This is a genomic window from Actinotignum sp. UMB0459, from assembly GCF_051905915.1.
In the GTDB taxonomy this organism is placed as follows: Bacteria; Actinomycetota; Actinomycetes; order Actinomycetales; family Actinomycetaceae; genus Actinotignum; species Actinotignum sanguinis.
Genome location: NZ_JBQAIK010000012.1, coordinates 154,324 through 172,768 on the forward strand (window position 1 = coordinate 154,324; position 18,445 = coordinate 172,768).

At 62.3% G+C, this 18,445-nt stretch carries 16 protein-coding genes; 6 read left to right on the forward strand and 10 right to left on the reverse strand.

Going from position 1 to position 18,445, the window contains the following annotated elements:
* Positions 1 to 13 precede the first annotated feature (13 nt).
* The 9 genes from ACTFPK_RS03890 to proC all read right to left on the reverse strand — a co-directional run bounded on the left by ACTFPK_RS03890 (position 14) and on the right by proC (position 8,173).
* Positions 14 to 739, reverse strand: coding sequence for a tyrosine-protein phosphatase (locus tag ACTFPK_RS03890; protein ID WP_126134982.1), 726 nt, complete (start codon positions 737 to 739; stop codon positions 14 to 16).
* Positions 739 to 1,755, reverse strand: coding sequence for a metallophosphoesterase (locus tag ACTFPK_RS03895; RefSeq protein WP_274733995.1), 1,017 nt, complete (start codon positions 1,753 to 1,755; stop codon positions 739 to 741). Before ACTFPK_RS03895 ends, ACTFPK_RS03890 begins: the two co-directional genes overlap by 1 nt.
* Positions 1,752 to 2,657: an ABC transporter ATP-binding protein gene (locus ACTFPK_RS03900; RefSeq protein ID WP_274733997.1), complete on the reverse strand. Its 906-nt coding sequence runs from the start codon at positions 2,655 to 2,657 to the stop codon at positions 1,752 to 1,754. Before ACTFPK_RS03900 ends, ACTFPK_RS03895 begins: the two co-directional genes overlap by 4 nt.
* Complete coding sequence (locus ACTFPK_RS03905) at positions 2,654 to 3,460, reverse strand: ABC transporter ATP-binding protein (RefSeq protein WP_274733999.1); 807 nt, start codon at positions 3,458 to 3,460, stop codon at positions 2,654 to 2,656. Before ACTFPK_RS03905 ends, ACTFPK_RS03900 begins: the two co-directional genes overlap by 4 nt.
* Positions 3,457 to 4,341 (reverse strand): ABC transporter permease, encoded by an 885-nt coding sequence (locus ACTFPK_RS03910; RefSeq protein WP_274734000.1) that lies wholly within the window; start codon positions 4,339 to 4,341, stop codon positions 3,457 to 3,459. The genes ACTFPK_RS03905 and ACTFPK_RS03910 overlap by 4 nt, the downstream gene beginning before the upstream one ends.
* Positions 4,338 to 5,378, reverse strand: coding sequence for an ABC transporter permease (locus ACTFPK_RS03915; protein WP_274734001.1), 1,041 nt, complete (start codon positions 5,376 to 5,378; stop codon positions 4,338 to 4,340). Before ACTFPK_RS03915 ends, ACTFPK_RS03910 begins: the two co-directional genes overlap by 4 nt.
* Complete coding sequence (locus tag ACTFPK_RS03920) at positions 5,378 to 6,907, reverse strand: ABC transporter substrate-binding protein (protein ID WP_274734003.1); 1,530 nt, start codon at positions 6,905 to 6,907, stop codon at positions 5,378 to 5,380. Before ACTFPK_RS03920 ends, ACTFPK_RS03915 begins: the two co-directional genes overlap by 1 nt.
* A gap of 123 nt (positions 6,908 to 7,030) precedes the next feature.
* Complete coding sequence (locus ACTFPK_RS03925) at positions 7,031 to 7,372, reverse strand: hypothetical protein (RefSeq protein ID WP_126134989.1); 342 nt, start codon at positions 7,370 to 7,372, stop codon at positions 7,031 to 7,033.
* Positions 7,373 to 8,173 (reverse strand): pyrroline-5-carboxylate reductase, encoded by an 801-nt coding sequence (gene proC, locus ACTFPK_RS03930; protein WP_274734006.1) that lies wholly within the window; start codon positions 8,171 to 8,173, stop codon positions 7,373 to 7,375.
* 146 nt (positions 8,174 to 8,319) lie between these two features.
* Here proC and ACTFPK_RS03935 point away from each other — a divergent pair, with 146 nt between their 5' ends.
* Entirely contained in the window at positions 8,320 to 9,102 is a 783-nt protein-coding gene (locus ACTFPK_RS03935) for an SDR family oxidoreductase (RefSeq protein WP_274734007.1), read from the forward strand.
* 75 nt (positions 9,103 to 9,177) lie between these two features.
* Here the strand turns inward: ACTFPK_RS03935 and ACTFPK_RS03940 are convergent, their stop codons facing one another.
* Positions 9,178 to 9,906 carry a pyroglutamyl-peptidase I gene (locus ACTFPK_RS03940; RefSeq protein ID WP_274734008.1) on the reverse strand — a complete coding sequence of 243 codons (729 nt, stop codon included), beginning with the start codon at positions 9,904 to 9,906 and terminating at the stop codon, positions 9,178 to 9,180.
* A gap of 208 nt (positions 9,907 to 10,114) precedes the next feature.
* Between ACTFPK_RS03940 and ACTFPK_RS03945 the strand changes: the two genes are divergently transcribed.
* The 5 genes from ACTFPK_RS03945 to uriH all read left to right on the forward strand — a co-directional run bounded on the left by ACTFPK_RS03945 (position 10,115) and on the right by uriH (position 18,435).
* The gene (locus tag ACTFPK_RS03945) at positions 10,115 to 10,453 is read left to right on the forward strand and encodes a hypothetical protein (protein WP_126134993.1); all 339 of its coding nucleotides are present in this window, start codon (positions 10,115 to 10,117) and stop codon (positions 10,451 to 10,453) included.
* Positions 10,454 to 10,464: 11 nt separating this feature from the next.
* Positions 10,465 to 12,384, forward strand: coding sequence for an alpha/beta hydrolase (locus tag ACTFPK_RS03950; protein WP_274734010.1), 1,920 nt, complete (start codon positions 10,465 to 10,467; stop codon positions 12,382 to 12,384).
* Between the two features lie 266 nt (positions 12,385 to 12,650).
* Positions 12,651 to 15,860 (forward strand): isoleucine--tRNA ligase, encoded by a 3,210-nt coding sequence (gene ileS, locus ACTFPK_RS03955; RefSeq protein WP_439911171.1) that lies wholly within the window; start codon positions 12,651 to 12,653, stop codon positions 15,858 to 15,860.
* Between the two features lie 127 nt (positions 15,861 to 15,987).
* Positions 15,988 to 17,361, forward strand: coding sequence for a branched-chain amino acid transport system II carrier protein (gene brnQ / locus ACTFPK_RS03960; protein WP_274735064.1), 1,374 nt, complete (start codon positions 15,988 to 15,990; stop codon positions 17,359 to 17,361).
* 105 nt (positions 17,362 to 17,466) lie between these two features.
* Positions 17,467 to 18,435, forward strand: coding sequence for a uridine-preferring nucleoside hydrolase UriH (gene uriH, locus ACTFPK_RS03965; RefSeq protein WP_016442457.1), 969 nt, complete (start codon positions 17,467 to 17,469; stop codon positions 18,433 to 18,435).
* Positions 18,436 to 18,445: the final 10 nt, after the last annotated feature.

Sequence of the window (18,445 nt, forward strand, 5' to 3'; positions counted from 1 at the left end):
GCGCACCGCCCCGTTAGAGGCCGGTATCCGGTTCCACCAGGTGGGCGTGCAGCAGATTAAAAACAGCCGGGTCGATCCCGTGCCCGAGGAGGTATTCGCGCGCCCCGCCGGCCGCCTCAATGCGCACCGTGGCGGCGCTCAAGGCTTCTTCGGTCACGTAGACGGCGCGGTGCGCGGCCGCCCCCGGGATATATTCGCGCCCCATGACGAAGGCAAGGTCCTCCTGGTAGCTTTCGCCCAGCGCCGTGGCGGAGGTGAGGTAATCCGCCAGGATTGTTTCGCGGCTTGCTCCGAGGATGGAGAGGATCAGCCCGGTGACCACCCCGGTGCGGTCTTTACCGGCGGTGCAGTGGATAAGCACCCCGCCTTCCGCGGATAGCTCTGCCACCGCGGTGACCGCCTGCGCTAATTGCCCACCGAAATTGCGGGCCATCTGCATATACAAATCGGCAAGTTCGGACCATTCCAGGTGGGCAAGCTGATTATTGAAAATAGGCACGGAGGCAACGCTCACCCCGTAGTCTGCCCAATTGGTGGTGCCGGCGCGTTCGGCGTCGTCGCGCAAATCAATCACGCCGGTGATGCCCTGCGCTCTCAAAAAATCTCCCAGGCTCTCATCGTGGCGGAAAGCCGCTGAGGAACGTAGCAGGGCGCGCTCGCGGATATGCCCGCCGGCCACTGGAGTTCCTCCCAGGGAACGAAGATTATGCAGGCCGAGGGGCAAGCGTGGGGAAGTCATCACTGTCCTTTCGAACTGGCGTAAAGCGTATTTTCTAGCAGGTAGGAGCCGGGCCCGTCCCAGGCGAGCGGATCGCTCGGGCTCCACCCGGGCCGCCCGGCTCGCCGGCCGATAGCTACAACCTCCTCCGGGCTATAGGCAAAGATCTCCTCGCCCGGCTCTATGTCGCTGGGCAGTGCGGCCGCGACGTCGTCCAGGTAGGTGATGTCCTGGTGGATACTGGCCTCGCTGATCTGCACCACCGAAAAAGCCGAGCGGGCTCGTGCGCTTTCCCATTCGGGGCCCCTTCCGAGCGTTGTTTCGTTGGCGAGGGCCGGGCCGACCACCACGGGAACCCCTCCTGCGCGCCCGCGTCCGGCCAGGTGGTAATGCCCTGCCAGCACCACGGCGGGCGCCACTTCCCAGGATTGCAGGCCCTGCGCCAGGCGCGGGGCATCCATGAGACGCAGCGCCCCGTGGAGCACCGTCGGGGCAGCCAACGGCGGGTGGTGGAGGACAAGAACGGAGTGGATGGGCGCGGTGTCGATACCGGGGCAGGGCACGCCCTCCACCCCCGGTGTGCTATCAGCATTCGTGATGGCGTCCTCGATGCGGTGGATTTGTTCACCGAGGTAACCGAAACCGCGCCCGGGAACGGAGCTGTCAGCCGCAACGAAACGCCAACGTGTTTCTGCCACGGTGATATCGGTGACGGAAAAGATAGGGTCCATGGGTGCGCCGGGCAGGTCGAGGGCCTCGCGCATGGCGGGGCGCCGGTCGTGATTCCCGCAGGCCCAGACCACTGGCGCATCCCACCGTTCCGCCAGTGGTGCAAGGGTTCGCGCAGCGAAATCGTAGGAAGCGGGGGTGCCGTCATCGGAAATGTCTCCGGAGACCACGATGGCCTGGCAGGGCGCGAGCTCGCCGGCGGCCGCAACAGCCGCTTCTAATAGCCCGGAAGTGTCAATTTTTCCGTAGTGGCGGGCACGCTCGGCCCGCACATGGGTATCGGAGAGGTGCAGGATTCGCAAGCTCATAGGTCATCGTCTCCCTCGGATGGCGTGATAGACGGGGCGGCAGTCTCGGGCTGCGGTGGCTCAGGTAGCAGCGGAACTGCCGCGATAAGTTCACGGGTGGCCGGGTGACGCGGATGCTCCAGAACCTGCGCCGTGGGAGCATATTCGACGACGGTGCCCCCGCGCAGCACCAGGGTGTCCTCACACAGATTCTGGACAATGCCCAAATCATGAGAGATCACAATGAGGGTGAGGTTCAGGCGGGCACGCAGGTCGTGGAGAAGCTCCAGGACGGTGGCTCGTACCGAAACATCGAGGGCGGAAACCGGTTCATCGGCAATAAGAACCTTGGGTTGGCAACCCACGGCGCGCGCAATAGCGACCCGCTGGCGCTGCCCTCCAGAAAGCTCGTGCGGATAGCGTGAGCCCCATTCCGGGTTGAGATCCACGGCGGCCAGCGCATCACGCACCATCTCCCGGTGCTTGCCCGGCACGCGCAGCAGGCGCAGCGGTTCTTCAATAATCTGGCCCACCGTCATCCGCGGGTTGAGGGAAGCAAAAGGATCTTGCAGCACTAATTGGACTTCGTGGCGCAGGCGGGTAACACCCAACTTTCCGTAGCGCACCTCCTGGCCCCGGTAGGTGATTGAGCCGCCGCTCGGCTCGAGTAAGCCGAGCATCATGCGGCTCAAGGTGGTTTTCCCCGAGCCGGATTCGCCGATAATCCCCAGCGACCGCCCCGCTCGCACTTCGAACGACGTGGGTGCCAGAGCCACGGTGCTTCCGTAGGATTTGGTGACATTCTGGCAGCTAAATAGGACCTCCCCGCGTTCGACAGGCCAGTCTTTTTCCAGCGGCGCCCGAGAAGTCATCCGCAGGGCGGCCTCACGTGGATCCCAAGTTTTTTCCGATGTGCTTGTCATGACTGGTCACCTCCGTGCACCGTGGGACGTTGCAAGCTGGTGGCGCGGGCCGCTGCTACAAGATCGTGGGTATAAGGATGCGCGGGACGGAGCAAAATATCCGCGGCGCTCCCTTCTTCTACCAGTTCGCCGCGGCGCAGTACGAGGATGCGTTCGGAGGTGTGGTAGGCCACCGCCATATCGTGGGTAATCATGAGAACCGCGGTGCTATGTTCGCGGGCGGCATCATCCATGAGCTGCAAAATATGGGACTGCACCGTGGCATCCAGTGCGGTTGTCGGCTCGTCCGCAATGAGGAGGGCGGGTGCCAAACTCATCGCCATGGCAATAACCACGCGCTGGCGTTGGCCCCCGGAAAGCTCATGGGGAAAGCGGTTAATAATGCTTTCCGGGCTAGGGAGCTCCACCATGCGGGCCAGCTCGCTGGCCCGCTGCGTCGTCGCCGATTTTTTTAATCCCGCGTGAATACGCGAGGCCGCCACCAATTGGTGCTTAATACGCACCACCGGGTTGAGCGCCGTATGCGGTTCTTGGAAAATACAGCCGATGCGGCGCCCCCGAATTTTCTGGAACTGCGCATCGGAGGCGCCCACCAATTCGCGCCCCTCAAAACGAATCGAACCGGTCACGTGCGCCCCGCGGGGGAGCAGCCCTTGGATTGCCATTGCCGTCATCGATTTTCCGGACCCGGATTCACCGATGAGGCAGACCCGTTCGCCGGCCTCCACCGTGAAGGAAACTCCGCGCACCACCTCGGTGGAACCGAAAGCCACGGTGAGATTACGTACCTCAAGAAGACTCATCGCGTTTCCCTTCCGCGCGGATCTAGCACATCACGCAGTCCGTCCCCCAACAGGTTGAATCCGATAATCGTCAGGACAATCGCGGTGGCCGGGATAAGAATAACGGTCGGGTGGGAATACATGAAGCTCTGGTAGGTGGAGAGCATGCGCCCCCAGGACGGAGTGGGGGGAGGGGTGCCCAGCCCCAGGTAGGACAGGCCGGCTTCCGCGAGCGTGGCTGTTCCCATGATTTGGGTGACGCGCACAATAAGCGTGGGAGTGATCGCCGGGAAAATATGCCGCGAGAGAATCCACCAGGAGCGCGCCCCGGCCGCCACGGCCAGGAGCACGTGATCGGAGGCGGTAGCACGGCGCAATTCAGGCAGCACGGTGCGGGTAACCGCCGGAGCGGAGCCCAACCCGATGGCAACGGTGGACGTGAGGGTAGAACCGGAAAATGCGGTAACGAGAATGAGGGCGATGATGAGGGTGGGGAAAGCCACCCACACATCGGTGAGACGCTCCGTCAGGGAACCGAGCCACCGCGGGGCATAAACAATAATCGAGGCGAGGAGCAGCCCGACCACCAGAGCCACCACAGCTCCTCCGACGCTGGTGAGCACCGTGACCCGCGAACCCAGCACCATGAGGGAGAAAATATCGCGCCCCAGCTGATCGGCGCCAAACCAGTGCGCCCCGCTCGGGCGGGCCCAGGAGGCACGCGAATCCACGCTTTCCGGATCGTAGGGCACCCAGATGAAAGAAAGAACAAAGGTGGCCAGTACCGCCAGCACCACCGCGGTGCCGATAAGGCCGGCAGGATTGCGCAGCAGGGCCCGCAAGCGGGCCCGCCACGGAGAAGTAGCGGAGAGGGCCCGCAGGGCTGGAGAAGGAATACTCATCGCAACCTCACTCTCGGGTCAAGGAGCCGGGAGGCCACATTCGAGAGCATCATCAGGAGAATAACCGCTCCGGAGAGCACCATGAGGAAGCCTTGGACGGTAACAATATCGCGGGTAGATACACTCGCGACCAGGTGGTGCCCGATACCGGGAAGCGCAAAGACCTGCTCGACCACCACGGTGCCCATGAGGAGGGCCGCTGCATCGAGGGCGATAACAGCCAGGAGGGGGAGCCAGGCATTCCGCAGCGCCTGGGTGAGCAGGGCGCGTCGGCGGCTCATCCCCTGGGCACGGGCGGTGCGCACATAATCTTGGCCAAGCTGTTCCAATACGGCGGAACGCACGTAGCGCACCAGTCCCGCCGTTTGCGGGATCGCCAAGGTAATGGCGGGCAGGATGAGACTACGGAGCGCCGCTCCCGGATCGCCCCATCCCTCGCGCGGGAATCCGGTGGAGGGAAGATGAAGCGGGGTTGCCAGGTACATGACGAGAAGCATTCCCAAGATGAAGGTGGGGATGGCGATGCCCAACTGGGAAAGCCAGGAGACCAGGCGCCCGGCCAGAGTGGTGGAGCGAGCCGCGGCATATACCCCGATCACCAGAGCAAAAATAACTGCCAAACTCAAAGACATCAGCGCAAGCGGCACGGTGACCTGGAGTTTCGTCACGAGCTCGTGGGTCACCGAGAGGGAAGAAAAGGGAGAGGTGCCGAAATCGCCGGTGAGGGCGGCGCTGAGCCAGCTCAAATACTGGACGATGAGGGGACGATCCCAGCCGTGCTCGGCCCGGATTGCTTCAATTTGCGCGTCGGTGGCGTCGAGGCCACCCATGATAACGGCCGGATCGCCGGGCAGGGTGTGAAGCGCGAAGAAAATCACGAAGGAGGCGAGGAGCAACGCCGCCACCGCCCACCCCAGCGCGGAGAGCACGATGCGGGCGGTACGCGACGTCGTGGTACGGAGCACCGTTTCGCGGTCCACGGTGCCGGGAGCTGCACTAGCCCCCGGCACCTGCGCGAGCGCGAGTGGTTCAGCCATTAACGCGCAACCTGAATATCAGCGGCGTAGAAGCGAGAACCGGTCCGGTTGGTCGGGAATCCGGAGACCCCTTCCCGGGAGAAAATAATGGCCTTGGGGCTGTAGAGCCAATCCGAGGCCGCATCTTCGGACACGAAGGTGGCGAGCTCACCGAGCTTCTTATCACGTTCCTCCAGCGAGCTGGCGGTCATCGCCTCCTTATTGAGGCGTTGAGCATCCGCGCTGTCGTAATGCCAGTAGTAGCTGGGATTGGAGTAGTAGGTGAGCGTCCACGGATCCACGTGGAGCACCATCGTCATATCGTAATTGCCCCCGCGGTAGACCTCATCGAGCCAGCTGGAAAACTCCATCCGGTCAATCGTCACATTAATGCCGATTTCCTTGAGCTGGGCCGCTATATATTCGGAAATAGCGGAATCGTAATTATTGGCTACCCGCAGGTTGAGAGAAAGATTTTCAGCACCGGCCTTCTTGAGCAGTTCACGGGCGGCTTGCGGATCATAGGAATCAATATCGTTGAGGGAATCGCTCCACCAGGCCATCTCGGGGGAGACCATGGAGCCGACCCGCACCATATTTCCACCCAGCGCGGTAATGAGACCATCCTTATCGATGCCCTTGCGGATAGCGGTGCGCACATCCTTATTTGCCAGCGCAGGATTGCTGTGATTGAAGCCGAGCGTCATCCATGAAGTTTCCGTGCCCTGCGAGGTAATAATTGCCGGGTCGGCCGCGAAACGCTCCACCGTATCGGTGTTTTGGGTGGTGAGAATATCAATTTGTCCCGAGGCAAGCGCGTTCGCAGCGGCGGTCTGATCCGCGTAATAGTGGTAGACCACTTCCTTGGTGCCGGCCGGATCGCCCCAGTAATTGTCATTGCGTTCGAGGGTGATGGTGGAGCCGGTCTTCCATTCACCGATGGTGAAGGGCCCGGTGCCATTCGATTCCTTATTCAAATCGACCGTGTTATCAGAGGGCACCATCATGGCGGCATCCGTGGACATGCTGTCCAAGAAATTCATATTCGGTTCGGATAGGGTGACGACGACGGTATGCGGGTCGGAAGCCTGCGCGGATTTAAAAGTGCGCATGAGCTTATGATCGGGATTCTTCGAACCTTCGGCAGCTGAAGCTTCCAGGGTGGCAACCACATCCGCGGCATCAAAATCAGAACCGTCGTGGAATTTCACGCCCTCGCGCAGATGGAAAGTGTAGCTGAGCCCATCTTCGGAAATATCCCAGGAAGTGGCCAGAGCTGGCAAAATATCACCATTTTCAGCGCGGCGGGTGAGGCCTTCGTAAACATTATCGATAACAAGTTGATCGAGAGCTGCGCCGGAGACCGAGGTTGGATCCAGCCCGGTGGGTTCCAAAATAAAACCAACGTGCACCGAGGCATCCGGGTTCGCATTCTGAACCGGGGCCGGGCCACTGGCGGGGGAGGAAGCCTCACCGGAGGGCGGGTTGGTTGAGCATCCGGACAGCGCGAGTCCGGCAACGAGCAGGGCGACGCCCGCAAAACGCTTCATATCTGTTCCCATCAGGTAGTGAAGTCAAAATATGGCTCGGCGCATCGCAGCGCGGACGCTTCACCATATATGTATCTATCGAGTCAATGTGAACCGTTGGAAAACGTGGAGTTAAAAGGCGAGCTACCTCTCCTTTGCGTCAGTATCGCGGATAGAGCGGGACGCGCGGGTCCCGGGTTTGGCGTGCTTGGCGCGCCGGCGAGCCTCAGCGGCTTCGCTTTCCAGATCGTGCACCACGAGGCGAGCGTGGCGCGCGGTCAAGATGGGGTGGATTTTCTTCGCGGCGCGCATGGCGGTGGCGGTTCCCTCCGCCGCGGCCGCCAAAATGCGTTCTTTTTCTTCCGCGGTCCATTCGTGGGTGCGCATAAAACGTAGTGACCGTGCCTCGCGCAGCATGGAAATTCCCCACAGAATCAGCACCACCAGGAAAATCCCAGCGAAGCTGAGGATCGATAGTCCGTTCATTTAACTGAGATTCCTATCTTTATCAATACTGGCCTGCACGCCGCGCACGACGGCCGCCCCGAAACCGGCACGTTCCAATTCCACCACACCGGCCACGGTGGTGCCGCCCGGGGACTGCACCGTATCGGCCAGGTCGGCGGGAGATAGTTCACTTGCGAGCACCAGGCGCGCCGCACCTTCCACCGCCTGTGCGGCGATACGCACCGCCTGCGCGGCCGGGAGCCCATCAGCAACGGCGGCGCGTTTGAGGGCATCAATATAGGTAAAGGTGAACGCCGGGGAGCAGCCGGCGAGCGCGGAAAAGACGGAAAAATGCTTTTCTTCCAGGGTGATATGGGCACCCACTGCGGCGAAAACTTCCCGCACCGCGTCCTGTTGAGCGGGGGTGACGGAGCTGGAGAAGCACAGCGCCGTCATGGAGGCGCGCACACTGGCGGCCACATTCGGCATGGCGCGCACGAGCGGTTGCCCCGGGGCGAGATGGCGGGCGAGAGTGGCAAGTTCAAGGCCCGCCGCGATAGAGACGATAACGGTGCCGGCGGCACGTGCGGCGTCGCTAATTTCTTCCAGAACGCCCGCAACCGCGTACGGTTTCACCGCGACGACGACGATTCCGTCCCCCACGGCCGTGACCAGCTCGGTATTTGAGGTGGCCGGGCGCGCCCCCGTTTCCTTCGCGAAGTCGCACGCCGCCTGCGCATCTTTTGCAGAAACGACGACGGACGCCGGGTCCGCACCCGCGGCAAGCACCCCGCGCGCCAGGGCTCCTCCCATATGTCCGGTTCCGATAAAGCCGATCACGAGCACTTCCTTTCTACCAGCTAGGCCCGGTGCTCCCGCAGCGGCGCTGAGCGAACACCGGGTATGCTCTCCGCGTTTTATTTTAGGCTGAAGAAAGGTGTTTTATGGCCGGCGTGGCTCTCACCCGGCAGAACGGAGGGTTTGACATGTCACATCGAGTACTCGTGACCGGAGCATCCAGCGGAATTGGGGCGGCGAGCGTCCGTGCCTTGCGCGCGGCCGGATGGGAGGTGATCGCCACCGCGCGGCGCGAAGATCGGCTCCGCCAGCTCGCCGAGCAAACCGGGTGCAGCTACGTGGTAGCGGACGTGACCAAAGAGGCCGACGTCGCACGGCTCGCCGCCACCGTGGCGGAAGCCGGCGGAGTGGACGCCCTGGTCAATAACGCCGGTGGAGCACGCGGGCAGGATCGCGTGGCGGACGCGAAAATCGAGGATTGGGAGTGGATGTACCGCGTGAACGTGCTCGGTACCTTGCGCCTTACCCGGGCGCTGCTTCCACATATGCGCGAGAATGGCGGGAGTATCCTCTTTGTGACCTCCACGGCGGCGCAGGAAACCTACGTGGGTGGGGCCGGATACACGGCGGCCAAGCACGCCGAACGCATGATAAAAGACACCCTGCGTTTGGAACTGGTGGGAGAACCGGTCCGGCTCATGGAACTGCGCCCTGGCATGGTGATGACGGAGGAGTTTTCTAAGAACCGGCTCGGCTCGGATGCCGCAGCCCAGAACGTTTATGCCGGGGTTGCCGAGCCACTCCTCGCCGAGGATATTGCTGAGACGGTGGTGTGGATGCTCTCCCGCCCCGCCCACGTCAATATTGATTCGGTGGTTATCCGCCCCGTTGCCCAGGCGAATTCTTGGACGGTGGCCCGCGCCGGGAGCGACGTGGTGGAGTTGCCTTCCTCGGGGCTGGACGGCGAGTAGGGGGCACCGGGGCGCTGGCACGGTGCCGGCGTAGTACCAGCACCGTGCCAGTATGTGCGGGCATCGTGGGGGAAATTACCGCCCCTCGGCGACCTGCCGGGCAAGTTCAGCAATCGCCGCGGCAATCCCGAGGCTGAGATCATCGAAGGTACGGGCGCACCGGGGGAGCACCGGGGCGGCGCTTTCGCCTAACGGTGCGCTGCACACCGTTTCGGGCAATGAGGCACGCCCCGTGTCGCTTAGTGGCGCCGGCTGCGGCGCGGGCGGCGCATCGGTTTCCGCACCCACCGTGGCCGTCCCAACGGTGCGCAGGGCCGGCACGTGAATGAAGATGCCGGGAACCGCAAGCCGGGCCACCCGGTAAGCAACGTTATTGCAGAGGTAGCGTCCCGGATCTTGGCTCGTTTCCGCAGCAATACCGGACTCGTTAATAGCGCGGGTAATATCTGCCACCCGCACGGGGCTCACGGCGATATCTGGACCGCCGGGAATAATGGGTTCGCCGTGGGGTTGGGCTCCTGCATTATCAGGAATCCGAGCGAGGTTTTCATTAAAGGCTTGGAGCTCCGGGGTGATGGCGCTGCGGCCACCGGCCTCCCCGATGGATATGACCGCATCGGGATGAATACGCTCCACTGCCTCAGCCAACACTTTCCCAGCGCGCGCGAAAACCACCGGCAGCATTACCGTCGTGACTTCCACCTCGCAAGGAAGAACCATATCGTGAAGATGCGGGATAGATCGCAGGGCCGCCTCTCGGCTCGCGTTTTCGGTATCGGCACCAAAAGGCTCAAAATAAGTCACTAAAAAACGCACACTTCACCCTACCGCGGACCTCCCTGTGGATAAATGCACGGGTCAAAGCTTGCCTGTGGATGGGCTCTGGACGGATGTTTCCATGCCTGGCACCATCGGCTCAAGCGCTCAGCAAGCGGCGCTAACACACAGGAACTCGAGCGCTCAGCAAGCGGTGCCAGCGCAAAGATAACGGAAACAACACGGGGAGGCAGCGGTGGACGGGGTTCTCATCACGGAATCTGTCACAGCGGAACTGCGCGCGGCGCTCGCGGATGTGAGCGCCGCACTGGCTCCGGTACAGGTCGATAACGTGCCGGGAGCAGTGAGTGCGGCCTTGGGCGGCACCCCACCGCCGGCAACCGTGAGCGCAGGATGCACCGCGGTCAACAGGAGCACCTGTAGCATCGCGGCCCGAGCTGATGAGCTTGCCGATTCGCTCGCCCTAGCTTGGCGTATCTATCAGGAGGCAGATGGCGAGGCCGCAGCGGATTTTACTGGTGTCAAGGGCGTAGAAAACGTTGCGGCTACGGATATTGCGGGGGTGAAACAATGAGATACCTAGCGGTGTCGTGGGCTCAGCTGCGCCGCTGGAACGGTGCCTTACTCACGGCGGTGCTCAGCGAAGTAGCCTCCGCGCGCCGGCGCTGCGAAGAAGCCAGCTGGCAACTACGGCAGCTAGCCACACGCTCCCTTGCAGGCACGTGGGAAGGCTACGGGGCGCGCGCCTTCCTCTCCGATGTGCGGGCCCTGGCAGCACGTGCCGCCGCGCACACCGACCGTATTGACCACCTGATCCAGGCTTTGGGGGAAGCTCAGCATAAAATCACCCGTACCCAAACAGCCGTGAGTGAAGCGCTCTCCCGCGCCAACGCTGCCGGCATGGAAATCACGCCCGGCGGTGAGGTGATTGACCCGCTCGCTGGCGCGGATACCACCGGGGTAGCGGAGTGGGAACGCCGTCAGATAGCGATCCAGATTAGGACGGAGGTAGAGGTAGCCCACAGGTCGGCCGATAATACACTCAGCTATCTAGATAAGGTTTTCACCCAGCTGGCCGCCGGGCAGATCGCCCCGGAGGCTCGCACCAACCACTATCGTTCGGTAGGGCGGGTACCGGTCGGGAAAAGCGCGGCGTATGTGCACGCGTGGTGGGCATCCCTGGGCGATGCCGAGCGTTCCTACATGCTTGTTCACTATCCGCAGGATCTCGGTAATCTTGACGGAATACCCTACGCGGTGCGGGATCGCGCCAATATTGCCGTGGCCCGCCAGGATGAAGAAAGGGCCCGCGCCTATTACGACCCTATTCTTACCGAATTATCCGCAGAAATCGCCAGCGCCCAGGCAGATCTCGAGGGCAACTTAGGGAAAAGCGATAGGGAACTTCGCACCGCCCAGCTCGGTGCGGCTCAGTTGCGCCATGCCACTATCACCGCCAACCTGGCGGCTTACGCCACGATCCGCACCCAGCGCGGCCTGGATCGCAACTGGCGTGAGCACCTCTCCCCGTCTCCGGCTCGCTCCGGTTCGCATCACGATGCGATGCGGCACTCATCGTCGTCCCCGGCACGGCCATCTTCGGGGCGCGCAGGCCCGGCGCGCTCCTCCTCGCGGGTGGGCCCCGCGCAGCCCCGTCAGCTTCTCGTTTATCGCGGGCCGAACCGGGCCCGCACCGGAACCGGCGCGGAATTGCGAACTATCCAGGTGGCCCTTGCCCAAGGCGATGTCGATACAGCCCCGTCCGTCACCATTGAAGTGGGTGGAATGACCACCAATGTGGTCACATCCCTCGACTCCCATATGGGGGCGGCAGGCCGCCTAGCTGCTCTGCAGCAGGAAATTGTCACCGCCCGCGGCGAAACAGGGAGTCCCGCGGTGGTGACCTGGTTTGATTACGCCGCCCCGCAAAGCGCGTTGGACTCCTCTCTCTACACCCCGGCGCGCGCCCGGGAAGGCGGAGCTAACCTTGCGCGTTTCGCGGAGGGTATCGCCCAGGTTCGGGGCGGGGATCGCCCGCGTATTAACCTGCTGGGGCACTCCTACGGTTCGGTGACGGCTTCAGCGGCTGCGGAGCGGGCTAGGCCCGGCGTCGTCGACACCCTTGTGGTATACGGAACACCCGGGGTAGTGGCCGAAGGTTGGGATATGAATACCGGGCCGCACGGAGCTGGAAACGCCGCCTCCAATCACGTCCTCTCCAATAAAAAAGACATTATTAACGTGGTCAATGCCGTGGGCGGGGGAGCGGTTTCGGGTGGACATACCGATGCGCTAGGTTTCAATCCGCGCCGGGATCCAGATTTCACCGCGCATCATTTCGCGGGGCGCGGGGGTCTCTTCTCCCAGCATTCGCAGTACTTGGAAAACGTAGACTCCCCGCAGATGCGCGAACTGGCTCGCATCACTACAGAGCCCGGTGCGCTACCGGCTGAAGCTGCGCCGTCGCCCCGATCTGTACCGGTGCGCCCGCCATCCGGAAGCTAGATGCGCCCCGCGCGAGGAAGGGCTACAATGAGCGGCGTTGGCTTTGACCCGGCAATCACCGGCGAGCTCTCGGAAGAACAGCCGCGCGGCCCGTGCCGTGCAGCCCAGTAGAACCGAGCGGGTGGACCCGTTAGCGTCCTAATGAAGCGGTTACCCGCCGTACCACGCGTGCGGTGAGTAGCAAATGAGGTGGTACCGCGGTACCGGAATTCCGGCGTCGTCCTCAATCCGATTAGGTTTGAGACACGAGGAGACACCGCGTGGATATGTATCCGCTTCATCGCGAGGGCGGCGTGCCCGCCTCCCCGAACTTCCCGAAGATGGAAGAAGGCACCCTCGCTTTCTGGAAGAAAGACAATACGTTCCAGTCCTCCGTGGCGCAGCGTGAATCCGGGCCGCACGGCTCCAATGAATTCGTTTTCTATGACGGTCCACCCTTCGCCAACGGCCTACCCCATTACGGTCACCTTCTCACCGGTTACGTCAAGGATGTGGTGGGGCGCTACCAGACCATGCGCGGGCGCCGAGTCGAGCGCCGCTTCGGCTGGGACACCCACGGGCTGCCGGCCGAGCTGGAAGCCCAGCGTATCCTCGGCATCGATTCCACCGATGAGATCGAGGATATGGGCATCGCCACATTTAACGAGGCCTGCCGTTCCTCGGTGCTGCGCTACACCAAGGAATGGGAAGAATACGTGACCCGCCAGGCACGTTGGGTCGATTTTTCCCATGATTACAAGACTCTGGACACCACCTATATGGAATCGGTGCTGTGGGCCTTCAAGACCCTGTACGACAAGGGCCTTGCCTACGATGGCTACCGGGTGCTGCCCTACTGCTGGAATGACGAAACTCCGCTATCCAATCACGAATTGAAGATGGATGACGATGTCTACAAGGACCGGCAGGACCTCAGCTTGACCGTCGGGTTGCGCCTAGAAACGGGTGAACTTGCCCTTATTTGGACGACGACGCCCTGGACGCTTCCCTCCAATCTGGCCATTGCCGTGGGCCCGGACATTGAGTACCTCACCGTGGTTCCGCGCGAAGGCAAGCTGGAAGGCGAGCGGGTGATTATCTCTGCCGCGCGCTTGGAATCCTATGCGAAGGAACTGGGGGACGACCCGGAAGTTGTGGAACGGTTCCCCGGTTCGCAGCTGGTGGGTCGCGCTTACGCCCCGATTTTCGATTACTTCATGAACCGGGCGGCCGACGAGGCACCCGGCCCGCATGCCTATCACGTGATCGCCGGGAGCTTCGTGACCACCGAAGACGGTACCGGGCTCGTCCATATCGCCCCCGCTTTCGGTGAGGACGATATGTTCGCCTGCCAGGAAGTGGGCATCCGCCCCGTGGTCCCGGTGGACGGCGCCGGCCGTTTCACCGCCGAGGTGCCCGATTACGAAGGTACCCAGGTCTTTGATGCCAATCTGCCCATCACCCGCGATCTGCGTGAGGGAACCGGGCCGCTGGCGCGCCGTCCGGAAAACGAGCGCGCCGTGCTTGTCCAGGAGCGCTCCTACCTGCACTCCTACCCGCATTGCTGGCGGTGCCGTAAACCGCTCATCTACAAGGCGGTCTCCTCGTGGTTCGTGCGAGTAAGTGCCTTCCGGGATCGGATGGTGGAGCTTAACGAGCAGATCGAATGGACCCCGGCGCATATCAAGCACGGCCAGTTCGGTAACTGGTTGGCCGGAGCGCGCGATTGGTCCATTTCCCGCAACCGCTTCTGGGGCAGCCCCATCCCGGTATGGCGTTCTGATGATCCGAACTATCCGCGTGAAGACGTTTATGGTTCCCTGGAAGAACTCGAGCGTGATTTCGGGCGACTGCCCCGCAATGAGAAAGGAGAGGTGGATCTCCACCGTCCTTATATCGACCAGCTGACCCGTCCCAACCCGGATGATCCGACAGGGAAGTCCACCATGCGGCGTATCACCGACGTGTTGGACTGCTGGTTTGAATCCGGCTCCATGCCCTACGCCCAGGTTCACTATCCCTTCGAAAATAAGGATTGGTTCGAGGACCACTACCCGGGGGATTTCATCGTCGAATACATCGGGCAAACCCGCGGCTGGTTCTACACTCTCCACGTGCTCGCCACCGCGCTCTTTGACCGCCCGGCCTTCCGCACCTGTATCTCCCACGGCATTGTGCTGGGGGATGACGGCCAGAAGATGTCGAAATCGCTGCGTAACTACCCGGATGTCTACGAGATGTTCGACGAGGTCGGGGCCGATGCGATGCGTTTCTTCCTCATGAATTCGCCCATCGTGCGCGGCGGGAACCTCATCGTGACCGAACGTGCCCTGCGCGACACCGTGCGCCAGGTGCTGTTGCCGCTGTGGAATGCTTACTATTTCTTCGCGCTTTATGCCTCGACCTGCTCGAAGGGGGAGGGCTACCGGGCCCAGCGGGTGAGCGACCCCTCCGGTCTTGATGTTATGGATCGCTACCTGCTGGCCAGCATTAAAGAGCTGGCCGATAAGGTGCGCACCGACCTGGATACGTACGATATTCCGGCCGCCTGCGACCGGGTGCGCGGTTTCCTCGATGTGCTGACTAACTGGTATGTGCGTACCTCCCGGGATCGCTTCTGGAATGAGGACCACGCCGCCTTCGATACGCTCTACACGGCGCTCGAAGTGCTCATGCGGGTGATGGCACCCCTCGCACCTCTCGTGACAGAAGAGATCTGGAAGGGCCTGACCGGTGGGCGCTCCGTCCACTTGGAAGACTGGCCTGAACTGCCTGATTCCTGGGCGGATGATGCGCTGCGCGAAGCGATGGACGAGGCACGCGCCGTCGTCTCCGCCGCGCACTCCCTGCGTAAAACCCACCAGTTGCGGGTGCGGCAACCGCTGCGTAGCCTCACCATTGTCACCGACCGTGATCTGGCACCTTTCGCGGACCTCATCGCTCTGGAAGTCAATGTCAAGAACGTTGAACTCAAGGACGTGGCGCAATCGGGGATGAAGGTCAGCCGTGATCTCAAGGTCCTCCCGCGCGAGCTGGATCCTCAGCTGCGCAAGATGACCTCCGCGCTTTTCCAGGCCGCCAAGGCCGGGAACTGGAGCGAGGACGGTGCGGAAGCGGTGCTCCATACCGATCCGGAGGTGCGCCTGGCGCCCGGACAGTTCGAGATCACCGTATCGGTGGAAGCCGATCCGGGCTCGGTCGCCGCGGCGCTCGATTCCGGTTCTTTCATTGCCCTGGATACCGAGGTGGATGAAGAACTGGAGGCCGAAGGTTACGCCCGCGACGTCGTGCGCGCCGTGCAGGATGAACGCAAGAACGCGCAGCTGCACGTGGCCGACCGGATCGCCCTCAAGCTCACGGTTCCCGCCGAGCGAGTGGATGCGGTTAGCCGCTACCTGCCTTTCATCCAGGAGGAAACCCTCGCGGTGCAGGCGCAGGTGACGGCGGGTGCAGAAGGCGCACCGCTCGGCATCGAGGTGACGAAAGTCGCGCGCTAACGGGAGGCGCGCTCTGTAACGGCGCGCCGTGATCCTCTAGAGTAGGGGCCTTGCACGGGCCGCGGTAGACCACCATGGTGTCTGCCGCGGCCCCGCAGGCTTCTCACAATTCACACGAAGGTCAGGGATGAAAAACTCGCGCGTCCTCACGCTCGCTGTTACCGGTTTGGCGCTCTTTGCCATGTTCTTCGGGGCGGGGAACCTTATTTTCCCGGTGATGCTCGGTATTCAAGCCGGAACGAATACGCCGCTGGCTATCGCTGGTTTTATTGGCACCGGGGTTATTCTCCCCGCCGTTGGGCTCATCGCTGCCACCTCTAGCCGCGATGGCACCCCGCAGGATATTGCGACCCGTATCGGTCGCATCCCCGGTCACGCGCTTCTGTGGGCAATTTTTATCACCACCGGAGTTTTGTACGCGGTACCGCGGGTGGCCGCGGTGAGTTTCGAGGTTGCGGTCCGCCCCGTGATGCACGACGACGCCGCTGCCCGCCCCGCCCTCCTCGTTTTCTCCGCCGTGTTCTTCGTGGTGGCTGTGCTCGTGGCCCTCAACCCAGGCAAAATGGTGGATCGAGTGGGAGGAATCCTCACCCCTGCCCTCGTTATTCTCATGGCGATTCTTATTGCGGTGGTGGTGCTCAACCTGCCGCCCCAGGTTGCGCTTCCGCAGGCACCGTATGCGCCCAATGCGCTCACCGGTGGACTGCTCAGCGGGTATATGACCATGGATGCGCTGGCGGCCTTCGTCTTTGGGTTGGTCATCGTGTCCTCGTTGCGCTCCAAAGGTTTCACCTCCCGCGGGGCGCTCTTCGGGGGAGCGGCGGGCGTGGCCCTCATCGCCGCGATTATCCTCGCCGCGATCTACCTGGGGCTGTCCCAGATCGGGGTCCGGGTGGCCACCGAGGGCTTTGCCAACGGTGCGGATGCACTGGCGGCTGTTTCCGAGCGTTTCTTCGGACGCAGCGGTCAGCTTATTTTCGGGGCCATTACGATTCTGGCGTGCTTGACGACGGCGATTGGCCTGCTGGGCGCGGCCACTCAGTTTTATCGCAGTTATCTTCCGGGGCTGGCGTACCGTCCTCTCCTCATCGGGCAGGGAATGTTTGCTTTTGCCATGTCCACGCTGGGACTGGAAGGAATCCTCAATTTCATTAATCCGATCAATCGCTTTATTTATCCCATCGCGATTGTTCTTATTTTCGTGACGCTTGTTGATCTGGCGGTTCCCGGGCGCCTGCATTGGGCTTACCGAGCCTCCGCCTGGATTGCGGCACCTCTCGCTCTCCTGGACGGGCTGGTTGTCACCGAATGGGATATTTTCGCTCCCGTCGCGGAATTCTTGGCGCTATTCCCGCTGGGTGCAGAAGGGCTCGCCTGGGCCGGGCCGGCGGTGCTCGGTTTTGTTCTCGGGCTAGCGGTAGACGGGATCCAAGGGCGGTTATTCCCACCGACTCTGGTGCGAGCCAAAGCCGATGAGCCAGCGGAGGCGCCAGTAGCCTGATAATTGCGGGGTGTCGGCGAACGCTCGCGGTGAAACTATTGTTTCTATGTTTTAATGAAACCACGTAGAACTCCGTGGGAGTTCCCCAAGGATGTGGAGAAAAACATGGCAACACAGCACACCCCGGAAAAAATCATTTTGGATTGCGATCCCGGTCATGACGACGCCGTTGCGATGCTGCTGGCGTGGGCGAATCCGCAGATTGAACTGCTTGCCGTCACCACGGTGGGTGGCAACCAAACCCTGAAGAAGGTTACGAATAATGCCCTCGCCGTGGGCACCGTCATGAAAATGACCGGCGTGCCTTTCGCGGCCGGATGCGACCGACCGCTGGTACGCCCGGTGGAAGTCGCCCCCGATATTCACGGGGATACCGGCTTGGACGGCACCGAACTGCCAGCCCCGACTATCGAGCTTGATTCCCGGCACGCCGTCGACCTCATTATTGACACGGTGATGGCGCACGAACCGGGAACCGTCACCCTGGTTCCCACCGGCCCGCTCACCAATATCGCGCTGGCGGTACGTAAGGAACCGCGCCTGGCCGAGCGTGTCAAGCAGGTGGTCCTCATGGGTGGGGGCTACCACGTTGGTAACTGGTCCGCGGTGGCCGAATTCAATATTAAGATCGACCCCGAAGCCGCGCATATCGTTTTCAACGAGCCATGGAAGGTGGTCATGGTGGGCCTGGATCTCACCCACCAGGCGCTCTGCACCCCGGAAGCCTACGCAAAAATTGATGCGGTGGGCACCCAGCCGGCCCGTTTCGTCCACGAACTCATGGATTTCTTCCGTGCTTCCTACCAGGACGCGCAGGGCTTCGACTACCCGCCGGTGCATGATCCGTGCGCGGTTGCCTATCTTATTGACCCCACCATCGTGGAAACGGTGCAGGTCCCCATTGATGTGGAACTCACCGGAACCCTCACCGTGGGGATGACAGTGGCTGATTTCCGCGGACCCATTCCCGAGGATTGCCACACCTGGGCTGCGACCCGGCTCGATCACGGGCGTTTCTGGGATCTCATCGCCGATGCGCTGGAGCGCGTGGGTGAACACCACTACCTGGGCTAACCACGGGGCT

Excerpts from the sequence above, each read along its gene's own strand:
- ACTFPK_RS03915 (WP_274734001.1), bottom strand. The coding sequence starts at position 5,378 with ATGGCTGAACCACTCGCGCTCGCGCAGGTGCCGGGGGCTAGTGCAGCT.
- ACTFPK_RS03935 (WP_274734007.1), top strand. The coding sequence starts at position 8,320 with ATGTCACATCGAGTACTCGTGACCGGAGCATCCAGCGGAATTGGGGCG.
- ileS (WP_439911171.1), top strand. The coding sequence starts at position 12,651 with ATGTATCCGCTTCATCGCGAGGGCGGCGTGCCCGCCTCCCCGAACTTC.
- ACTFPK_RS03890 (WP_126134982.1), bottom strand. The coding sequence starts at position 739 with ATGACTTCCCCACGCTTGCCCCTCGGCCTGCATAATCTTCGTTCCCTG.
- ACTFPK_RS03895 (WP_274733995.1), bottom strand. The coding sequence starts at position 1,755 with ATGAGCTTGCGAATCCTGCACCTCTCCGATACCCATGTGCGGGCCGAG.
- brnQ (WP_274735064.1), top strand. The coding sequence starts at position 15,988 with ATGAAAAACTCGCGCGTCCTCACGCTCGCTGTTACCGGTTTGGCGCTC.
- uriH (WP_016442457.1), top strand. The coding sequence starts at position 17,467 with ATGGCAACACAGCACACCCCGGAAAAAATCATTTTGGATTGCGATCCC.
- ACTFPK_RS03900 (WP_274733997.1), bottom strand. The coding sequence starts at position 2,657 with ATGACAAGCACATCGGAAAAAACTTGGGATCCACGTGAGGCCGCCCTG.
- ACTFPK_RS03910 (WP_274734000.1), bottom strand. The coding sequence starts at position 4,341 with ATGAGTATTCCTTCTCCAGCCCTGCGGGCCCTCTCCGCTACTTCTCCG.
- ACTFPK_RS03905 (WP_274733999.1), bottom strand. The coding sequence starts at position 3,460 with ATGAGTCTTCTTGAGGTACGTAATCTCACCGTGGCTTTCGGTTCCACC.
- ACTFPK_RS03920 (WP_274734003.1), bottom strand. The coding sequence starts at position 6,907 with ATGAAGCGTTTTGCGGGCGTCGCCCTGCTCGTTGCCGGACTCGCGCTG.
- ACTFPK_RS03925 (WP_126134989.1), bottom strand. The coding sequence starts at position 7,372 with ATGAACGGACTATCGATCCTCAGCTTCGCTGGGATTTTCCTGGTGGTG.